Raw genomic sequence first — 18,607 nt, forward strand, 5'->3', positions numbered from 1 at the left:
CCGCGCCTGTCCAACGGAAATGCCTCCCCCGACCGTCTAGGAGAGCGGTTCGAATGAACGAAGCGCAAGGTCACGAATGTCGAGGCCTGGAACAATGAGCGCTTGGAAAAGCAATCGCCCCCCGCCTCAACCCTCCGTTAACCATCCCCATTTACGGTTCGGTAAGTATGGCGCGCGCTCGCGCCGCGCAAGCAGTGGTGGCGATGTCCGGGGCCCAGTCAGAAAAGACGAGAAGGCGAAAGAGCAAGGCTGCCTGCGCCTTGCTGCTGGCGACCAGCATCTTCGGCCTGCCGCGACCGACGCTGTCCTTCGCCCAGGAAACGGAGCTGCGCGGCGAGGTCTCGGAATCGGCGATCCTGTCCGACCAGCAGCGCAAAGCGAGACTGGCCGCCATAGCCGGTCAGGGTCAACAGCAGCCAGCGAATGCCGCCGGTCAGGACGACACGCCGTCGCGCACCTATCTGCCCGCCAGCGCCGGCGCTGCTCCTGACGATAGCGGTGCCGCCTCGCCCACTGGCAGCATCTTCGACCCGCCGGCGGCCGGTGACGACGTGACCGCCGACAATCCGCCTCCGCCCAAACCACGCCGGCCATCGGCCACCGGGCAGGCCAATGCGGACAAGGCCGCCGACAGGGCGAAGACAAAGAAAAAGAACACCACCGCGACGACCGACGCGACCACGACCGCCAGCACGGCCGACGATGCCGACGCCACCGTCACCGGCACCGGCACCGGCACCGACCAGGAGACCGCCAACCGCCGCGCCGTCACGATCGACAGCGTCGACCGGCAGCAGCTCGATCCGGGCGCCGAACGCACCGCTTCCATCGAAGGGCAGAAGAAGAAAATCGAGGACGATCCGTTCGCCGCTCCAGGCATCAAATGGGGCTCCTTCGTCATAAGGCCGACGCTGGAGCAGGGCCTGACCGCCACCTCGAACGGCGATTCCAGCAGTGCCGGCAAAGCGGCGCTGCTGTCCGAGACGGCACTGCGCTTTTCCGCCGCCTCCGACTGGCGCGAGAACTCCGCGACCATTGATGGTTATGGCCTCTTCCGCGAGACCGTCTCGGGCTACCCGGTTCACAATGAGCAAGGCCGCATCGAAGGCCAGCTCAATGTCGACCTCGACAACGAGCAACGCGCCGTCGCCAAGCTCGGTTACGAGGCCGTGCCGGAATCGGCCTCGTCGCCCGACGCCATTGCAGGCGTCAGCAAGCAACCGCTGCGCCAGACCATCGACGGCAGCCTCGGCATCGAAAAGGACGTCGGCAAGGCGCAATACACTTTGACCGGCGCGGTCTCGCACGACTTCTATGGCGATGCCAAGCTTTCTGACGACACCTCGCTGTCGCAGAAGGATCGTAACTCCACGCTTTATACGGCGACCTTGCGCACCGGCTACGAAATCTCCCCTGCCCTTACGCCTTTCACCGAAATCGAGCTCGGGCGCAGGGCCTATGATCAACGCTTCGACAATGAAGGTTTCGAGCGTTCATCAACGCGGCTTGGTGCCCGCGCCGGCCTCGAGCTCGACATGGGCGAGAAGCTCGCCGGCGAGTTCTCGGCCGGCTGGCTGCGGGAAGCGATCGACGACGACCGCCTGGGGGCGATCGCGGGTGCCACCGTGGACGCCGACCTGAAATGGTCGCCCGAACGCGGCACCACGATCGGCCTGACCGGGCGGACCACGGTCGAGCCCACGACCACCGCAGGTGAAAGCGGCGACATCCTCTATTCCGGCCGCCTCACGGCCGAACGCCAGATCCGCGCCAACCTGACCGGCAATGCCGCGCTGGGCCTGGACTGGCGCGATTATATCGGCATAGACGGCCATGACAGGGTGCTGAGCGCCGAAGCCGGGCTGACATGGTGGCTGAACCGCTATGCCGGCCTCACCACCCGCGCCAGGACCGAGAAGCTCACCAGCAACCTGCCTGGCCGCGACTACACCGCCAACAGCATCTATCTCGGCTTGAAGGTGCAGCGGTAAGCGCGGGCCGCTAAGCTGCGTGCCGCATCCGAGACATCGGCCAGACAGCGCCTCCCTTAAAGCGCCGCCACAACGTCCTCCGAAGGCGCCATCTCGTCGAGAAGCCTGCGGATAACGCCGGCCATGCTCTGGTTCATGTCGTTGCGCCAGAGCGCGAAGGCCACATTGGCCTCGACGAACCCTTCCGGCGATCCGCAATCGAAGGTGCGGCCCTGAAAGTGGTAGCCGTAGAAGGGCTGCTGCTTCTCCAGCTTCAGCATTGCGTCCGTGAGCTGGATCTCGTTTCCGGCGCCCTTCTCCTGGCCTTCGAGGATTTTGAAAATCTCGGGCTGCAATATGTAGCGGCCATTGATGTAGAGATTGGAGGGCGCGGTGCCGGTCTTCGGCTTTTCCACCATCTCGGTGATGCGGAAGCCATGATGGGTGGCTTCGCCCCGGCCGACGATGCCGTATTTATGGGTCTCGGCGGGATCGCATTCCTGAACCGCGATGATGTTGTTGCCGGTCTCGGCATAGAGGTCGACCATGTCCCTCATGCAGCTCTTTTCCGACTGCATGATCATGTCGGGCAACAACAGCGCGAACGGCTCGTCGCCGACCAGTTCGCGCGCGCACCAGACGGCATGGCCAAGTCCGAGCGGCACCTGCTGGCGAGTGAAGCTGGTCTGTCCCGGCCCGGGCTGCAGCCGCTGCAGCCTGGCGAGCTGGTCGTCCTTGCCGCGCTGGGCGAGCGTGTCATAGAGCTCGAACTGGATATCGAAGTGATCCTCGATGACCGCCTTGTTGCGCCCGGTGACGAAGATGAAATGCTCGATGCCTGCCTCGCGCGCCTCGTCCACCACGTATTGGATGACGGGCCGGTCGACGACGGTAAGCATTTCCTTGGGGACGGCCTTGGTGGCCGGGAGAAACCGCGTGCCGAGACCTGCGACCGGGAAAACTGCCTTGCGAACTCTCTTCATGCCTTCAATTATCCGTTTGCAGGCCGGCTCCGCAATCCCGCGCCGCGACATTTTCACGCCGGAATTCAGGATTATCGGGCGAATGAAGGGAAACTTGCACCGGTAGAAGCATCGAGGCGCCTTTTCGTTCCAGGGGCGGCCTATGGTAAACCAATTCCTAACCTGGTTCGGCGATGAATGGTCTTTCCCAAGACGGAGAAGGAGGAAAAGATGTCCGTTCGCAATGCCGCAAAGCGTTTAACCAGCGTCATGACGGCCGCCAGCCTCTCGCTCGCCATGCTGATGCCTGCCGGGCCGGCCTTCGCCGATGCCGGCTTCCGGCAATGGGTCGCCGGCTTCCGCGCCACCGCGGTGCAGGGGGGCGTTTCCGGCGCCGTCTATGACCGCGCCTTCAGGGGCATCGACGAACCCGATCCGGTGGTGCTGGAAAAAGCCCGAACCCAGCCGGAATTCACCGCGCCCGCCTGGGATTATTTCGACAACCGCGTCCACGACCAGTCGGTCGCGGTCGGCCAGCAGATGGCCAGGAAATGGAAGCCGTGGCTGGACAGGATCGAGGCGAGGTTCGGCGTTGACCGCAACGTCCTGCTGGCCATCTGGTCGATGGAATCCAACTATGGCGAGATCCTCAAGCGCGACGACATCATGCGCAATGTCGTCCGCTCGCTGGCGACCCTGGCCTATGGCGATCAGAAGCGGTCGAAATATGCCCGCACGCAACTGGTCGCCGCACTGAAGATCCTCCAGACCGGCGACATCGACGAGAGCCACCTCATGGGTTCCTGGGCGGGCGCCATGGGCCAGACCCAGTTCATCCCGACCAGCTACCAGCACTATGCCGTGGACATGGACGGCAACGGCAAGCGCGACATCTGGAATTCCATTCCCGATGCGCTGGCGACATCAGCCAATCTGCTCAAGAAGAATGGCTGGCAGGCCGGCAAGACCTGGGGCTACGAGGTGGCCTTGCCGGCCGGCAAGCTGCCCGCAGGCTCCAGGACGCTGGCGCAATGGCAGGCGCTCGGCGTGGTCAGGGCGAGCGGCAAGCCGTTCAGGAACCTCAGCGACAAGGCGACGTTGAAAGTACCGGATGGCCGCGGCGGCCCCGCTTTCCTGATGATCAGGAATTTCTCGGTCATCAAGGCCTACAACAATGCCGACAAATACGCGCTCGCCGTTGGCCTTCTTGCGGACGAGATCGCCGGTTCCAGCGGCCTCGTACAGGATTGGAAACGGCCTTTCACCAAGCTGACGTTCGAGGAAAGGCAGGAATTGCAGAAGCGGCTTTCCCAGCACGGCCTTTATGATGGCAAATTCGACGGCAAGATCGGCGACGGGTCGAAGTCGGCCATCATGGCCTATCAGGCAAAGGTCGGCTTGACCCAGGACGGCTATCCGAGCATGGAAGTGCTCAAATGGCTCAGGCAAAAATAGGGCCTGTCATGAACTGAGGAGGAGCGATTGGCTTGGGCTGCGCGCATCGGGACGTTCGTTCCCCGCATGCTGGTGCTGTTCCTGGCCGTCGCCGTGCTCGCCGTCGCCATGGCAGGCGCCTTCCATGCGCCCGCCATGGCGCAGGAGCAGCAAGGCCGCGGCTGGTCATTGCGTGACCTTCTGTTCCCGCGCCGCAGCGAGCGGATCGAGCCGCCGCTGGACATCCAGAAACCAAGGCCCAGGCCCAAGGCAAAAAAGCCGCGCGCGCCGCGTCCGCCCGCGGAACCGGAAATCCCGATCGCCGAGAAGGCGCCGGACGCCCGGGTCGTCCTGGTGGTCGGCGATTTCATGGCGGCCGGGCTCGCCGAAGGTCTCGACACCGCCTTTGCCGAGAATACCGGCGTCAGGATCGTCGTTCGCTCCAATGGCTCGTCGGGCTTCGTGCGCGATGATTTCTACAATTGGCCAGAACAGATCAAGTCATTGGTAGAGACAGAAAAACCCGCCGCCGTGGTCGTGATGCTGGGTTCCAACGACCGCCAGCCGATGAAGGTGGGGGATGTGCGCGAGCAGCCCCGTTCCGAGACCTGGACCAAGGAATACGAGCGTCGCACCGAAGCGTTCGGCAAGGCCATCGCCACGACCAAGGTACCTTTCCTGTGGGTCGGCATGCCGGCGTTCAGGGTTTCGAAGATGACATCCGACATGCTCGCCTTCAACGACATCTACCGTCAGGTGGCCGAAAGCCATGGCGGCGAATTTGTCGATATCTGGGATGGATTCGTCGATGAGAACGGCGCCTTCGTCACCAGTGGCCCCGACATCAACGGCCAGCCCGTGCGGCTGCGCTCCGATGACGGCATCAACATGTCGAAGGCCGGCAAGCGCAAGCTCGCCTTCTATACCGAAAAGCCGTTGATGAAGGTCCTGGGCCTGGCCGCGCCGGGAAGCGTCGCCCCGACCGCTGCTCCTGCCGGCGCGCCGGTCGAGGCGCCGGCGCCGGCCGCCGCTCCCATCGTCATTGACCGCACCGCGCCGATGCTGCTCAGCGATCCGGCGCTCGACGGCGGCACGGAACTGCTCGGCGCCGGACCGCCCGCGAAGGCCAACCCGGGCCTGCCCGGCGAAAAACTGGTAGTCGAGGGCAAGGCGCCGGTGGCTTCGCCCGGCCGCGCCGACGATTTCGCCTGGCCGCCGAAGACAAATCCGGCAGCCGCGGCCGCCAGGGCTGGCACGACGACGGCCATCACTCCTTAGCAACGCGGAGGGCCCGAAACCGTTTTCGGAACTCGCTGCTGCGAGCCATAGGATGGCGTTTTCGAGAACCGGAGCGAGCGTACTTTTTGGGTACGGGAGCACCGGAAGCGCAGAAAACGCCTTATGGCCGCAGCAGTAGAGTTTCCAAACGGGCTCAGCGGGGCAGGACGCTCGAACCCATCAATGCCTCGTCGATCGAACGCGCCGCCTGCCGACCCTCGCGGATCGCCCAGACCACCAGCGACTGGCCGCGGCGCACGTCACCCGCGGCATAGAGCCTGTCGACGCTGGTCCGGTAGTCGCGGTCATTGGCCTCGACATTGCGGGAGCGTCGGCTGTCGGTGACGATCTTCATATCCCCTTCGAGCTCCGACACCACGCCGGCCATGGCCGGCCCGGCAAAGCCGATGGCGATGAAGGCGAGATCGGCGCGGATGACGAACTCGGTGCCGACGATCGGTCGGCGCTTATCGTCGACCTCGCAGCATTTGACACCGGTCAGCTGGCCTTCCTCGCCGATGAATTCGAGTGTCGCCACCTGGAATTCGCGCTCGGCGCCCTCGGCCTGCGAGGAGGAGGTGCGCATCTTGGTCGCCCAGTAGGGCCAGACGGCGAGCTTGTCTTCCTTCTCCGGCGGCTGCGGACGGATGTCGAGCTGCGTGACGCGCACGGCGCCTTGGCGGAAGGCGGTGCCGACGCAGTCGGAAGCGGTATCGCCGCCGCCGACGACGACGACATGCTGGCCGCTGGCGATGATCGGGTGCGACGGCCACGCCACCGACTGGATCGGCTCGCCGCCGACACGCCGGTTCTGCTGCACGAGATAGGGCATCGCGTCATAGACGCCGCCGAGATCGTCGCCGGGGATATTGGCCGCGCGCGGGGTCTCGGATCCGCCGCAATAGAGCACCGCGTCATGCTCGGCGAGCAGTTCGGCCACGGGCTTGTCGATGCCGACATTGACGCCGCAATGGAAGGTCACGCCTTCGCCCTGCATCTGCTCGATGCGACGATCGATATAGTGCTTCTCGATCTTGAAGTCCGGAATGCCGTAGCGCATCAGCCCGCCTGGCCGGCTTTCGCGCTCGTAGACATGGACATCATGGCCGGCGCGGCCGAGCTGCTGGGCGGCGGCCATGCCGGCCGGGCCGGAGCCGATGACGGCGACGCGCTTGCCCGTCTTCCTCTCCGGCGGATAGGGCCTGATATGGCCGGTCTCGTAGGCCTTGTCGGCGATCGCCTGCTCGACCGTCTTGATGGCCACCGGAATGTCCTCGAGGTTCAGCGTGCAGGCTTCCTCGCAAGGCGCGGGGCAGATGCGGCCGGTGAATTCGGGGAAATTGTTGGTCGAATGCAGGTTGCGGATCGCATTGTCCCAGTCCCTGTTATAGACGAGGTCGTTCCAGTCCGGGATCTGGTTGTGGATCGGGCAGCCGGTCGGCCCGTGACAGAACGGGATGCCGCAGTCCATGCAGCGCGCGGCCTGTTTCTCGACCTCCTTGTCCGACATCGGCAGCGTAAACTCGCGGAAATGCCGGATGCGGTCGGAGGCCGGCTGATACTTGTGCACCTGCCGGTCGATCTCGAGAAAGCCTGTTACCTTGCCCATAGTCCAGTTCCTGCTGTCCAGATGGTGCGGTTTTCGCCGCACCCGTTAACCTCTTCAGGCAGCCGTGGCAACCTTCCGCGAGAGGTCAAATTATCAGTGACATGGAGCCGGGAAGCCTGGGCTTCCCGGCCTTTGCGAAGATCTATTCGGCCGCCACGCTCATGCGCATGCGTTCCATCTCGATCAGCGCGCGGCGGTATTCGACCGGCATGATCTTGCGGAATTTCGGCCGGAACGCCGCCCAATTGTCGAGGATCTCGCGGCCGCGCACCGAACCCGTATAGTGCACGTGGTTCGAGATCAGCTGATAGAGCCGCTCCTCGTCATGGCTGGTCATGTCACCCGAGACGTCGACGCGGCCCTTGTGGTCGAGGTCGCCGCCATGATGCAGCAGCTTTTCCATCAGGTCGTCTTCTTCCGGCACCGGCTCCAGCTCGACCATGGCCATGTTGCAGCGCTCGGCGAAATCGCCCGCCTCGTCCAGCACATAGGCAACGCCGCCCGACATGCCGGCGGCGAAGTTGCGGCCGGTCTTGCCGATGACGACGACGATGCCGCCGGTCATGTATTCGCAGCCATGGTCGCCGACGCCCTCGACGACGGTGACGACGCCCGAGTTGCGCACCGCGAAGCGCTCGCCGGCGACACCGGCGAAATAGGCCTCGCCTTCGGTAGCGCCATAGAGCACCGTGTTGCCGACGATGATGGACTCGGCCGCGACGATCTTGGCTTCATCCGGCGGCCGGATGACGATGCGGCCGCCCGACAGGCCCTTGCCGACATAGTCGTTGCCGGCGCCGACCAGCTCGAAGGAGATGCCGCGCGCCAGGAAGGCGCCGAAGGACTGGCCGGCGGTGCCGGTCAGCTTCACCTGGATCGTATCCTCGCGCAGGCCCTTGTGCCTGAAGCGCTTGGCCACCTCGCCCGACAGCATGGCGCCCGCCGAACGATCGACATTGCGGATGTCGACCTCGATCTTGACCGGCTGCTTGGCCTCCAGTGCCGGCTTGGCCAGCTCGATCAGCTTGCGGTCGAGCACGTCGTCGATCGGGTGCTTCTGCCGCTCGGTCCAGTGCACCGCCTCATGTGGCGCATCGGGCTTGTAGAACATCCTCGAGAAGTCGAGCCCGCGCGCCTTCCAATGCTGGATCACGTCGCGCTTTTCCAGGAGATCGGCGTCGCCGATGATCTGGTCGATATGGGTGAAGCCCATTTCGGCAAGCAGTCCGCGCACCTCTTCAGCGACATAGAAGAAGAAGTTGATGACGTGCTCGGGCGTGCCCTTGAAGCGCTTGCGCAGCACCGGATCCTGCGTCGCCACGCCGACCGGGCAGGTGTTGAGATGGCATTTGCGCATCATGATGCAGCCGGCCGCGATCAGCGGCGCGGTCGAGAAGCCGAACTCGTCGGCGCCGAGCAGCGCGCCGATGATGACGTCGCGGCCTGTGCGCAATCCGCCATCGACCTGCAGCGCCACGCGCGACCTGAGACCGTTGAGCACCAGCGTCTGGTGCGTCTCGGCAAGGCCCATCTCCCACGGGCTGCCGGCATGCTTGAGCGATGTCAGCGGCGAGGCACCCGTGCCGCCATCGTAACCCGAGATGGTGATGTGGTCGGCGCGCGCCTTGGCGACGCCCGCCGCGACCGTGCCGACCCCGACCTCCGACACCAGCTTGACCGAAATGTCGGCCGCCGGGTTGACGTTCTTCAGATCGTAGATCAGCTGCGCCAGATCCTCGATCGAATAGATGTCGTGATGCGGCGGCGGCGAGATCAGGCCGACGCCGGGCGTCGAGTGCCGGACCTTGGCGATGGTGGCGTCGACCTTGTGGCCGGGCAACTGGCCGCCCTCGCCGGGCTTGGCGCCTTGCGCCACCTTGATCTGCATGACGTCGGAGTTGACGAGATATTCGGCCGTCACGCCGAACCGTCCGGAAGCGATCTGCTTGATCGCCGAACGTTCGGGGTTCTTGCCGCCGCCGGGCAGCGGCAGATAGCGGTCTGCCTCTTCGCCGCCCTCGCCAGTGTTCGACTTGCCGCCGATGGCGTTCATGGCGCGCGCCAGCGTCGTATGCGCTTCCCTGGAGATCGAGCCGAACGACATCGCGCCGGTCGAGAAACGCTTGACGATCTCGGCCGCCGGCATGACGTCGTCGAGACGGACCTTCTTGCGGCCGGTATCTTCCGCCAGCTTGATCTTGAACAGGCCACGAATGGTCTGCGCGCGCGCCGTCTCGCTGTCGATCTGCGCGGAATACTCCTTGAAGGTCTCCCAAGACCCCTGACGCACGGCATGCTGCAAGGTGGCGACCGCGTCGGGCGACCACATATGCGCCTCGCCGCGCATGCGGAACAGGTATTCGCCGCCGACATCCAGGCTGTTGCGCAGCACCGGATCGTTGCCGAAACCATCCGTATGACGCCTGAACGTCTCCTCGGCGATCTCGTCCAGCCCGACGCCTTCGATCAGCGTGGCGGTGCCGGTGAAATACTTCTCCACGAAATCGGTCTTCAGCCCGATCGCGTCGAAGATCTGCGCGCCGCAATAGGACTGGTAGGTCGAGATGCCCATCTTCGACATCACCTTGAGGATGCCCTTGCCGATCGACTTGATGTAGCGCGACACGACTTCGTAGGCGTCGACCTCTTCCGGCAGTTCGCCGCGCTTGTGCATGTCGAGCAGCGTGTCGAAGGCGAGATAGGGATTGATCGCTTCGGCGCCGTAACCGGCGAGGCAGCAGAAATGATGCACTTCGCGCGGCTCGCCGGATTCCACGACGAGCCCGACCGAAGTCCGCAGCCCCTTGCGGATCAGATGATGATGCACCGCGGCCGTGGCCAGAAGCGCGGGAATGGCGATGCGGTCCGGCCCGAGCTGGCGGTCGGACAGGATGATGATGTTGTAGCCGCCGGCGACCGCCGCTTCCGCCCGCTCGCACAGCCGATCGATGGCGCCCTGCATGCCGGCCGCGCCCTCGATCGAGGCATAGGTGATGTCGATCGTCTTGGTGTCGAACCGATCCTCGGTGTGGCCGATGGAGCGGATCTTTTCGAGATCGCCATTGGTCAGGATCGGCTGGCGCACTTCCAGCCGCTTGCGGCGCGAACTGCCGACTAGGTCGAATATGTTGGGCCGCGGGCCGATGAAGGACACCAGGCTCATCACCAGTTCCTCGCGGATCGGATCGATCGGCGGATTGGTGACCTGGGCGAAGTTCTGCTTGAAATAGGTGTAGAGCAGCTTCGATCTGTCCGACATCGCCGAGATCGGCGTGTCGGTGCCCATCGAACCGACGGCTTCCTGGCCTGTGGTGGCCATCGGCGACATCAAGAGCTTGGTGTCTTCCTGGGTGTAGCCGAACGCCTGCTGGCGGTCGAGCAGGCTGACATCCTTACGCAGCGCGCGCGGCTCGACCGGCTTCAGGTCCTCCAGGATGAGCTGCGTATTGGCGAGCCAGGTCTTGTAGGGATGCCTGGTGGCGATCTCCGACTTGATCTCCTCGTCGGAAACGATGCGGCCCTTGGCAAGATCGATCAAGAGCATGCGGCCGGGCTGCAGCCGCCACTTCTGGACGATCTTTTCCTCCGGCACAGGCAGCGCGCCGGCCTCCGACGCCATGATGACCCGGTCGTCGTCGGTGACGATGTAGCGCGCTGGCCGCAAGCCGTTGCGGTCGAGCGTGGCGCCGATCTGGCGCCCGTCGGTGAAGGCGACCGCGGCGGGCCCGTCCCACGGCTCCATCAGCGCCGCGTGGTATTCGTAGAAGGCCTTGCGGTCGGCGTCCATGAGCTTGTTGCCGGCCCAGGCTTCCGGGATCAGCATCATCATGGCGTGGCTGAGGCTGTATCCGCCCTGGAACAGGAACTCGAGCGCATTGTCGAAACATGCGGTGTCGGACTGGCCCTCATAGGAGATCGGCCAGAGCTTGGAGATGTTGTTGCCGAACAGCTCCGAATCCACCGACGCCTGGCGCGCCGCCATCCAGTTGTTGTTGCCGCGCACGGTGTTGATCTCGCCATTGTGCGCGACCATGCGATAGGGATGCGCCAGCTTCCACGAGGGGAAGGTGTTGGTGGAGAAGCGCTGGTGGACCAGGATCAGCGCCGTTTCGAAGCGCGGATCGGACAGGTCCTTGTAATAGGCTCCGACCTGATAGGCCAGGAACATGCCCTTGTAGACGATGGTGCGCGCCGACAGCGACACGCAGTAGGCGCCGATGTCCTTGTTGTCGTTCTCGGCGTAGATGCGGCCCGATATGACCTTGCGCAGCAGATAGAGCCTGGCCTCGTACTCCTCGTCGTCGGGAATGTCGGCCGTGCGTCCGATGAAGACCTGCCGGTGGAACGGCTCGGATGCCACGATATCCGGGGCCTTGGAGAGCGACGAATTGTCGACCGGCACGTCACGGAAGCCGAGCAGCGGCAGCCCCTCGGACTGCGCCGATTCGGCAATGATGTCCTCGACATGGGCGCGCAGCGCGGCATCCTGCGGCATGAACCAATGGCCGACGCCATACTGCCCCGCCGGCGGCAACTCGACGCCCTGCGCGGCCATCTCCTCGCGGAAGAAGCCGTCGGGTATCTGCACCAGCACGCCCGCGCCGTCGCCCATCAGCGGATCGGCGCCGACGGCGCCGCGATGCGTCAGGTTTTCGAGCATGGAAAGCCCGTCCTCGACGATCGTGTGCGACTTCGCGCCCTTCATGTTGACGATGAAGCCGACACCGCAGGCATCGTGCTCGTTGCGCGGATCGTAAAGGCCCTGGGCGGTCAAACCGGTGCGGCGGGTATTGGCCAGGGTTTTGACGGCTGCCGCTTTCGTCTGCGCGGCCTTGCCGTTCGTCGCAGCGTGCGTCAATTCCGTCATCGTCCTGTCCTCCATTCCGCGTCCTTGCGGGCGCTGGTTTGCCTCGGGAAGCGCATTGCTTCCCCTTCATCCTTACGGCACGTCTTGCGAAATCCTTGCCGAACCATGCGGCTCGCCGCGCGGTTCGCATCCGGTATCGTACAGGCCAGAGCACGGCCGTCCACCTGTCGCTCGCGGCAAAAGCCGGAGAGGCTTAGAATACGCCAATCCAGCCTGTTTTGCGCGACAAAATAAGACAGCACTACTGTCCTAAATTTTTATGGCAGAAAAGCCGGGCGCATACAAGACCGATTCACAAAAAACTTCGGCGTTCTGCGACACAAAGCTTCGTGAAATACCCGCTAAACGCAAGCTTCCGTCCCTGCCGGTTTTCGGCAGCTCGCTGGCTTTACCCGTTTTCTAGCGTCTGGCCCTTGCGAGCCAGCCATGAAACCGGTCAAGGTTGCAGCGATTTTCCCAGCACAGGCAGATGCATGTTCTTCGCTTCCGACAATTGGGCAGGCGCCCACCCCAACATCGCCTCCGGCCTCTCGGCCCACGCCGGCGGCTTTTCCACTGCCTATGGCGATGGCGCGCTCGACCAGGCCGTCTGCCAGCGCTTCAGCGAAATCTTCGAACGCGAGGTTGCGGTGTTCTTCGTGGCCACCGGCACCGCCGCCAATTCGCTGGCGCTGACCGCCTACAACAAGCCCGGCGGCATTTCCTTCGCTCATCGCGAATCGCATGTCATCGAAGATGAGTGCGGCGCACCGGAATATTTCTCCGGCGGCTCGCGGCTGCATGCCGTCGACGGCGCGCTGGGCCGGATCGATCCGCACAATCTGGAAACGGCGATCGGCCGTTTCGCCGGCGAGGTGGTCCATTGGGGCCGGCCGATGGCGGTCTCGATCACCCAGTCGACGGAGGTCGGCACGGTCTACGGCCTGCATGACATCGCCGCGATCTCGGCCATCGCGCGGCAACATTCCGTGCCATTGCATATGGACGGCGCCCGCTTTGCCAATGCACTGGTCGCGCTCGACACGACGCCCGCCGAAATGACCTGGAAAAGTGGCGTCGACATACTGTCTTTCGGCGGCACCAAGAACGGCTGCTGGTGCGCCGAGGCGATCGTGCTGTTCGATCTCGAGCGTGCCCGGGAATTGGCCTTCCTGCGCAAGCGCGCCGCCCAGCTGTTTTCCAAATCGCGCTTTATCGCGGCACAGTTCGAGGCTTATTTCCGCGACGGCCTGTGGCTCGACACCGCCAGGCACGCCAATGCCATGGCTGCCCGCCTTGCCGCGGCGATCGAGGATTCCGAGACGGCGAAACTGGCCTGGCTGCCGCAAGCGAACGAGGTTTTCGCGGTGATGAAAAAGGCTGAAGCCGACAGGCTGCAGGCGGCGGGTGCTGTTTTCTACGACTGGCACAAGCCGCATGGCTTCGAAGGCCATATCGGCGAGGACGAATTGCTCTATCGCTTCGTCACCAGTTTTGCGACGACGTCAGAGGAAGTCGACCGCCTTGGCCAGTTGATCGCCGGGTAATTGCTGTTCCCGGCAAAAAAAAAGAAGCGGCGCCTTTCGGCGCCGCTTCCGTCTCGGGAGGAGACTTAGGGATTACGCAGCGGTCTTGGCCTCGATCTGCTTGGCCTTGGCCGGAGCCGAAGTGATCGCGATCTTGCGCGGCTTCAGTTCCTCGGGGATGTTGCGCTTCAGGTCGACAAAGAGCAGGCCGTTCTTCAGCGTGGCGCCCACGACCTCGACGTGGTCGGCAAGCTGGAAGCGGCGCTCGAAGGCCCTGGAGGCAATGCCGCGATAGAGCAGTTCGGAACCCTCGCCCGTGCCCTCATCCTTGCGCTCGCCTTTCACGGTCAGCACATTGCGGTGGGCCTCGATCGAGATCTCCTCGTCCGAGAAGCCGGCGACAGCCATCGAGATGCGGTAGGCATCCTCACCGGTGCGCTCGATGTTGTAGGGCGGATAGGTCTGCGCGCCATCGGGCTGCGCAAGGGAATCAAGCATGGTGAAGAGACGGTCGAAGCCGACGGTCGAGCGATAGAGCGGGGAAAAATCAACGTGACGCATGGTGTGTTCTCCTGTTGAGCAACAAGGCTTGCGTTTGGCCGGTGCGAAACCCGTGAGCGGCGTTCCGGTTTGACCAGCGGCCCCGACATTGGCGGCCGCAATCAACATTTGGGGAGCGGGCAAAGCCATTTCAAGATTTTGCCTCCCGGCAAAAATCGAGGATGAACGGCAGATGAACCGGCGCTTTTGCGCGCGTTCAGACAGCCGCCGCTAGACTGCTCTCGACATCAAGGACAAGCGGCGCCGGATTTGCATGGACCGGGCGCCGCGACGAGGCCGAACCGGGTGCAACGTCCCTTCCTCCCGGATCGACAGGGGCCGGAAGCGCGCTCATAGCGGCTTCCGGCCTTCCCTGTTGCCGATCCGACGCTCCCGGAATTCCTTTGCTTTTGGCCCATGGACGGCTATCAACCTTGGCGAGGCCGGCCACGACAGGCAGGCATGCGAGACGCCGAGCACGAAGCGCCGAATGACGGATCTCCTTTTTCACGAAACTCCCCTTTTTCATGAAACTGAGGGCAACCCGCGACCGGAAAACGCCACCGGCGGCTTTTTTACGGCACGCGACGGCAAGAAGATACGCTATGGCCTGTTCGCCGCGGTCGCCCGCCCGATGAAGGGCACCGTGGTGCTGCTGTCCGGCCGCAACGAGTGCATCGAGAAATATTTCGAAACCATTCGCGATCTTGCGGCGCGCGGTTTTGGCGTCGCCACGCTTGACTGGCGCGGCCAAGGCGGCTCCGACCGGCTGATCCGCGATCGCCAGCGCGGCTATATCAGGTCCTTCCGCGACCACACGGCCGACCTTGAACAGTTCTTCGAGGAGATCGTGCTGCCGGACTGCCGCGGGCCGTACTACATCCTTGCCCATTCGGCCGGCGCCGTGATCACGCTGCTTGCTTCGCCCTCCATGGTCAACCGCGTGCGGCGCATGGTGCTGATCGCGCCGTTCTTCACCTTGCCCGACCTGCCCGTCTCGATCCGGACGGTCCGCCGCGTCTGTTCGCTGTTTTGTGCCCTGGGCCTTGGCCGGCTTTACGCCGCCTGGGGCCCACGGCCGAAGGTTACCGCTCCCTTCGACACCAACAAGGTAACGACGGATCCGGAACGTTACCGGCGCAACACCAGGATCTACGAGGATCACCCGCAACTGGCGCTTGGCGGCCCGACGATCCGCTGGCTGAGAGCGGCTGCCGAAGCCGCGGAAGTGGTAAGCGATCCCGAATTCATGGCCCGCATCCGGGTCCCCCTGCTGGTCATCGCCGCCGGTGCCGACCAGGTCGTCTCGACCAAGGCCGTGGAAGCCTATGCCAGGCGTCTGCGCCTCGGCTCGCTGCTCATGATCGACGGCGCGCGTCACGAGATCCTGCAGGAGGCCGACATCTACCGCGAGCAATTCCTCGCCGCCTTCGACGCTTTCATTCCCGGCAGCGACGACCCGACGGCCTGAGGGCGCGTATTGCCGAGCCGGCGCCGGTTCCGGCTCATGCTTGGCGAAAACTCCATGATCCGGTTGGTCCCCAGGTCGCTCGCTATCCGCTGACAACGCCCGTTCCCAGCGCCCGCGTCTTGCGCGATCAATGTCGGACGATGATCGCGCCGACGCCTCGGCAATTCTAACGGCTACGCCTGCCTCCTGCTCAACCGGAGGCAACTTGACGCCAGTTCCCGTTCGGGGCCCGAGCGCTAGTTACCGTCCGCAGAGGTCAGTCGACGGATCGGGAGGAGCGGCCATGAACGCATCGGACACGCTGCCACGCCAGGGGCATCGCCTGCTGCAGCTCGGCATCGCCCTCCTGCTGTTTTCGTCAGTCGAAGGGTTCGCCATCCCATACCTCGCCGCACCGCGGCTCGGATTGTCGGTTCACACGCTCGGTGCCTTGCAAGGCGTCCTGCTGCTGGTTTTGGGTCTCGTCTGGTCCAGGCTCAATCTCGGCGTCGCGATGTCGCGGATTGCGTTCTGGTTCCTGATCTATTCAGCCTTGGCCATCCTGGCAGCCTATGTGATGGCCAGCCTCTGGGGAGCCGGCAACGAGACGATGCCGCTGGCGGCAGGAGCCGCGCATGGAAGCGCCTTTCAGGAGTACGCGATCAAAGCCATCGCCTATTCGTCCGCGCCGACCGGCCTCATCGCTTTCGCGCTCATTCTATGGGGCCTGCGTCTCTCGGACGCCTAAAGCGCATCGCGGCGAAACGGATGCTCAGCCGCGCAGGGCCGCCATCGCCGCCGCATGGAGTTCGGGCGTCGCCGCCGCCAATATGTCGCCGCCATTCTCGGCCGGCCCGCCGTCGAAGGTAGTGACCACGCCGCCCGCCTTCTCGATGATGGGGATCAGCGCCACGATGTCATAGGGCTTCAGTCCGGGATCGGCGACGATGTCGACGCTTCCCGCGGCGACCATGGCGAAGGCGTAGCAGTCGGTGCCATAGCGAGCGAGTTGTACCTGCTTCTCGAACTGGTCGTAGCGCAGGCGTGCCTCGCCCTGGAACAGCGCCGGCGTCGTGGTGAACAGCGTTGCTTCAGCAAGGCTCGTCGTCTTGCGTGTGACCAGTTTGCGCGGCCCGCCCGGCCCCTCATAATGGGAGCCGGAGGCGTTGGCGTAGAAGAGCTCGCCGGTGAAGGGCTGCGACATCAATCCGGCAACGGCATCGCCCTCCACCGTCAATCCGACCAGCGTCCCCCACACCGGCAGGCCGGAGATGAAAGCGCGCGTGCCGTCGATCGGATCGATTACCCAGACATGCCTGCTGGAAATATTCTCGCTTCCGTGTTCCTCGCCGAGAATGCCATGGTCCGGATATTGCGCCGATATCAGCGCCCGGATGGCGCGCTCGGCTTCGCGATCGGCTTCGGTGACCGGATCGAAGCTGCCCTTTTCCTTGTTGGCGACCGCGCCCTGGCTGCGGAAGCGCGGCAAGGTTTCCGCCGCCGCCGCTTGCGCGATGCGGCGCATGAAATCGATGCTGATGTCCAACTGATTCTCCCGCATTGCAGCATGGCCGAGCCCACGTGTGCCGCCAGTTCCGCGCCAAGACAAGGGTGTTCCAGGATTTTTCGCCGCGCCGACTGTTGCCAGAATAACACGCCGGCGCCACCGAAGCGCAATTTCCACATCACTCTGAATTAAAAAAGCCGGTAGGTCGCTTGACATTTGTGCAGCGCACCATACCCTTGATCTCGGACAGGGTTTCCTGTCCATGCCCTCCTTGGGCGTTTCCTCCCTAGACTTCGACCGTATCGTGCGAACGATGCGGTCTTTTTTTCGCCGCCAGTTCCAATCCCCGCCAATCCCGATCCATGTCGCCCAGAACTATGCGGCGGTTGTGGATGGCGCCATCAATGAAACCGGGCTCTGTTCACTCCGCGGCCAGCGGCAGATCCATGAAATGGTGGTCGGGCATGGCCATCAGGTCGGCCGAAAATCGCGCCAGGTCGTCGGCCAGCGCATCGAAGCCCGCCGCTTTCTCGAATGTCCGCTCATTCATATAGAGCCCGCGATTGACCTCGATCTGCAGCGCATGGAGATGGCGCGCCGGGCGACCGTAGTGTTCGGTGATGAAGCCGCCGGCATAGGGCTTGTTGTGGGCGACGGTATAGCCCATGGCGTTGAGCAGGCCGATTGCGGTCTCGGTCAATGCCGCGGTGGCCGAGATGCCGAAGCGGTCACCGATGATGAAATCGGGCCGCAGGCCGTTGTCGCCGACGCGGATGCTCGCCGGCATCGAGTGACAGTCGATCAGCACGGCAAAGCCGAAACGCGCGTGGGTTCGCGTCAACAGCCGTTTCAGCGTCTCATGATAGGGTTTGTAGACCGCCTCGATGCGGGCGACCGCTTCGGCCAGCGGAAGGCGGCCGGAGTAGATGTCGAGGCCTTCACCGACCAGCTTCGGAACGGTGCCGAGCCCGCCGGCCACGCGCGCGGAACGGATGTTGCAGAAGGACGGCACCGGCTCGGCGAACATGCGCGGATCGAGTTCCCACGGCTCGCGGTTGACGTCGAGATAGGCACGCGGGAAATTTGCCGCGAGCATCGGCGCGCCAAGCGCCACCGCGCCGCCGAACAGCTCGTCGACATAGCAGTCCTCGGACCGGCGAATGGCGTTGCGGTCCAGCCTCGCCATGGCGAGGAAGCGCTCCGGATAATGTCGCCCGCTGTGGGGTGAGTTGAAGAGGAAGGGGACGCGCTGCTCGGCGCCCGACCGGATTTCGAAGGGGGGAACGACCGAAAAATCCTCGGCTGCCGTCTTCAATTTGAACGAACCCGAAAACACCAATGCATCATAGGATGAAAGTGCCACCTTGAGGGCCGCATGTCCAGCATTTCAGCGCCGGCACCGCCTTTCCGAATGCGGATTATGCTGCGCCTCGTTCACTTGATGTTTACCCTCGCCTCCTCATATACAGGATGGTTAACGGCCCT

General features: G+C 64.0%; 12 protein-coding genes. 6 read left to right on the forward strand and 6 right to left on the reverse strand.

All coding sequences use genetic code 11. The features are described 5' to 3' along the window. The first annotated feature begins 203 nt into the window (after nucleotides 1-203). Entirely contained in the window at nucleotides 204-1,991 is a 1,788-nt protein-coding gene (locus tag FJ986_RS24645) for an outer membrane beta-barrel protein (protein WP_181167716.1), read from the forward strand. 56 nt (nucleotides 1,992-2,047) lie between these two features. Here the strand turns inward: FJ986_RS24645 and galU are convergent, their stop codons facing one another. Then, complete coding sequence (galU, locus tag FJ986_RS24650; protein ID WP_181165245.1) at nucleotides 2,048-2,962, reverse strand: UTP--glucose-1-phosphate uridylyltransferase GalU; 915 nt, start codon at nucleotides 2,960-2,962, stop codon at nucleotides 2,048-2,050. Nucleotides 2,963-3,163: 201 nt separating this feature from the next. On the opposite strand from galU, the gene FJ986_RS24655 reads away from it, so the two are divergent. Both FJ986_RS24655 and FJ986_RS24660 read left to right on the forward strand, forming a co-directional pair. Next, complete coding sequence (locus FJ986_RS24655) at nucleotides 3,164-4,387, forward strand: lytic murein transglycosylase (RefSeq protein ID WP_140513685.1); 1,224 nt, start codon at nucleotides 3,164-3,166, stop codon at nucleotides 4,385-4,387. 27 nt (nucleotides 4,388-4,414) lie between these two features. Next, nucleotides 4,415-5,644: a DUF459 domain-containing protein gene (locus tag FJ986_RS24660; protein ID WP_140513686.1), complete on the forward strand. Its 1,230-nt coding sequence runs from the start codon at nucleotides 4,415-4,417 to the stop codon at nucleotides 5,642-5,644. Nucleotides 5,645-5,798: 154 nt separating this feature from the next. Here the strand turns inward: FJ986_RS24660 and FJ986_RS24665 are convergent, their stop codons facing one another. Beyond that, a complete protein-coding gene (locus FJ986_RS24665) occupies nucleotides 5,799-7,253 on the reverse strand; it encodes a glutamate synthase subunit beta (RefSeq protein WP_140496285.1) in 1,455 nt (484 codons plus the stop codon). A gap of 142 nt (nucleotides 7,254-7,395) precedes the next feature. Next, the gene (gltB, locus tag FJ986_RS24670) at nucleotides 7,396-12,120 is read right to left on the reverse strand and encodes a glutamate synthase large subunit (protein ID WP_140513687.1); all 4,725 of its coding nucleotides are present in this window, start codon (nucleotides 12,118-12,120) and stop codon (nucleotides 7,396-7,398) included. 473 nt (nucleotides 12,121-12,593) lie between these two features. On the opposite strand from gltB, the gene FJ986_RS24675 reads away from it, so the two are divergent. Further along, a complete protein-coding gene (locus tag FJ986_RS24675) occupies nucleotides 12,594-13,646 on the forward strand; it encodes a low specificity L-threonine aldolase (RefSeq protein ID WP_140676073.1) in 1,053 nt (350 codons plus the stop codon). Between the two features lie 72 nt (nucleotides 13,647-13,718). On the opposite strand, the gene FJ986_RS24680 is transcribed toward FJ986_RS24675, so the two are convergent. Continuing rightward, a complete protein-coding gene (locus FJ986_RS24680; RefSeq protein WP_140496288.1) occupies nucleotides 13,719-14,186 on the reverse strand; it encodes an Hsp20 family protein in 468 nt (155 codons plus the stop codon). A 469-nt stretch (nucleotides 14,187-14,655) separates the two neighbouring features. On the opposite strand from FJ986_RS24680, the gene FJ986_RS24685 reads away from it, so the two are divergent. Beyond that, nucleotides 14,656-15,636: an alpha/beta hydrolase gene (locus FJ986_RS24685; protein ID WP_140671434.1), complete on the forward strand. Its 981-nt coding sequence runs from the start codon at nucleotides 14,656-14,658 to the stop codon at nucleotides 15,634-15,636. A gap of 283 nt (nucleotides 15,637-15,919) precedes the next feature. Then, entirely contained in the window at nucleotides 15,920-16,363 is a 444-nt protein-coding gene (locus FJ986_RS24690) for a hypothetical protein (RefSeq protein ID WP_140560301.1), read from the forward strand. A 24-nt stretch (nucleotides 16,364-16,387) separates the two neighbouring features. On the opposite strand, the gene hisN is transcribed toward FJ986_RS24690, so the two are convergent. Together hisN and FJ986_RS24700 are read right to left on the reverse strand one after the other, a co-directional pair. After that, nucleotides 16,388-17,161 (reverse strand): histidinol-phosphatase, encoded by a 774-nt coding sequence (gene hisN / locus FJ986_RS24695; RefSeq protein WP_140496291.1) that lies wholly within the window; start codon nucleotides 17,159-17,161, stop codon nucleotides 16,388-16,390. 382 nt (nucleotides 17,162-17,543) lie between these two features. After that, complete coding sequence (locus FJ986_RS24700) at nucleotides 17,544-18,485, reverse strand: N-formylglutamate amidohydrolase (protein ID WP_140556542.1); 942 nt, start codon at nucleotides 18,483-18,485, stop codon at nucleotides 17,544-17,546. Nucleotides 18,486-18,607 lie beyond the last annotated feature (122 nt).

The organism is Mesorhizobium sp. B1-1-1, assembly GCF_006442955.1.
Lineage (GTDB): Bacteria > Pseudomonadota > Alphaproteobacteria > Rhizobiales > Rhizobiaceae > Mesorhizobium.

What these genes read in the sequence shown, in the direction of transcription:
- gltB (WP_140513687.1), bottom strand. Translation starts at nt 12,120, where the DNA reads ATGACGGAATTGACGCACGCTGCGACGAACGGCAAGGCCGCGCAGACG.
- FJ986_RS24675 (WP_140676073.1), top strand. Translation starts at nt 12,594, where the DNA reads ATGTTCTTCGCTTCCGACAATTGGGCAGGCGCCCACCCCAACATCGCC.
- FJ986_RS24645 (WP_181167716.1), top strand. Translation starts at nt 204, where the DNA reads ATGTCCGGGGCCCAGTCAGAAAAGACGAGAAGGCGAAAGAGCAAGGCT.
- FJ986_RS24680 (WP_140496288.1), bottom strand. Translation starts at nt 14,186, where the DNA reads ATGCGTCACGTTGATTTTTCCCCGCTCTATCGCTCGACCGTCGGCTTC.
- FJ986_RS24690 (WP_140560301.1), top strand. Translation starts at nt 15,920, where the DNA reads ATGAACGCATCGGACACGCTGCCACGCCAGGGGCATCGCCTGCTGCAG.
- FJ986_RS24655 (WP_140513685.1), top strand. Translation starts at nt 3,164, where the DNA reads ATGTCCGTTCGCAATGCCGCAAAGCGTTTAACCAGCGTCATGACGGCC.
- FJ986_RS24685 (WP_140671434.1), top strand. Translation starts at nt 14,656, where the DNA reads ATGACGGATCTCCTTTTTCACGAAACTCCCCTTTTTCATGAAACTGAG.
- FJ986_RS24665 (WP_140496285.1), bottom strand. Translation starts at nt 7,253, where the DNA reads ATGGGCAAGGTAACAGGCTTTCTCGAGATCGACCGGCAGGTGCACAAG.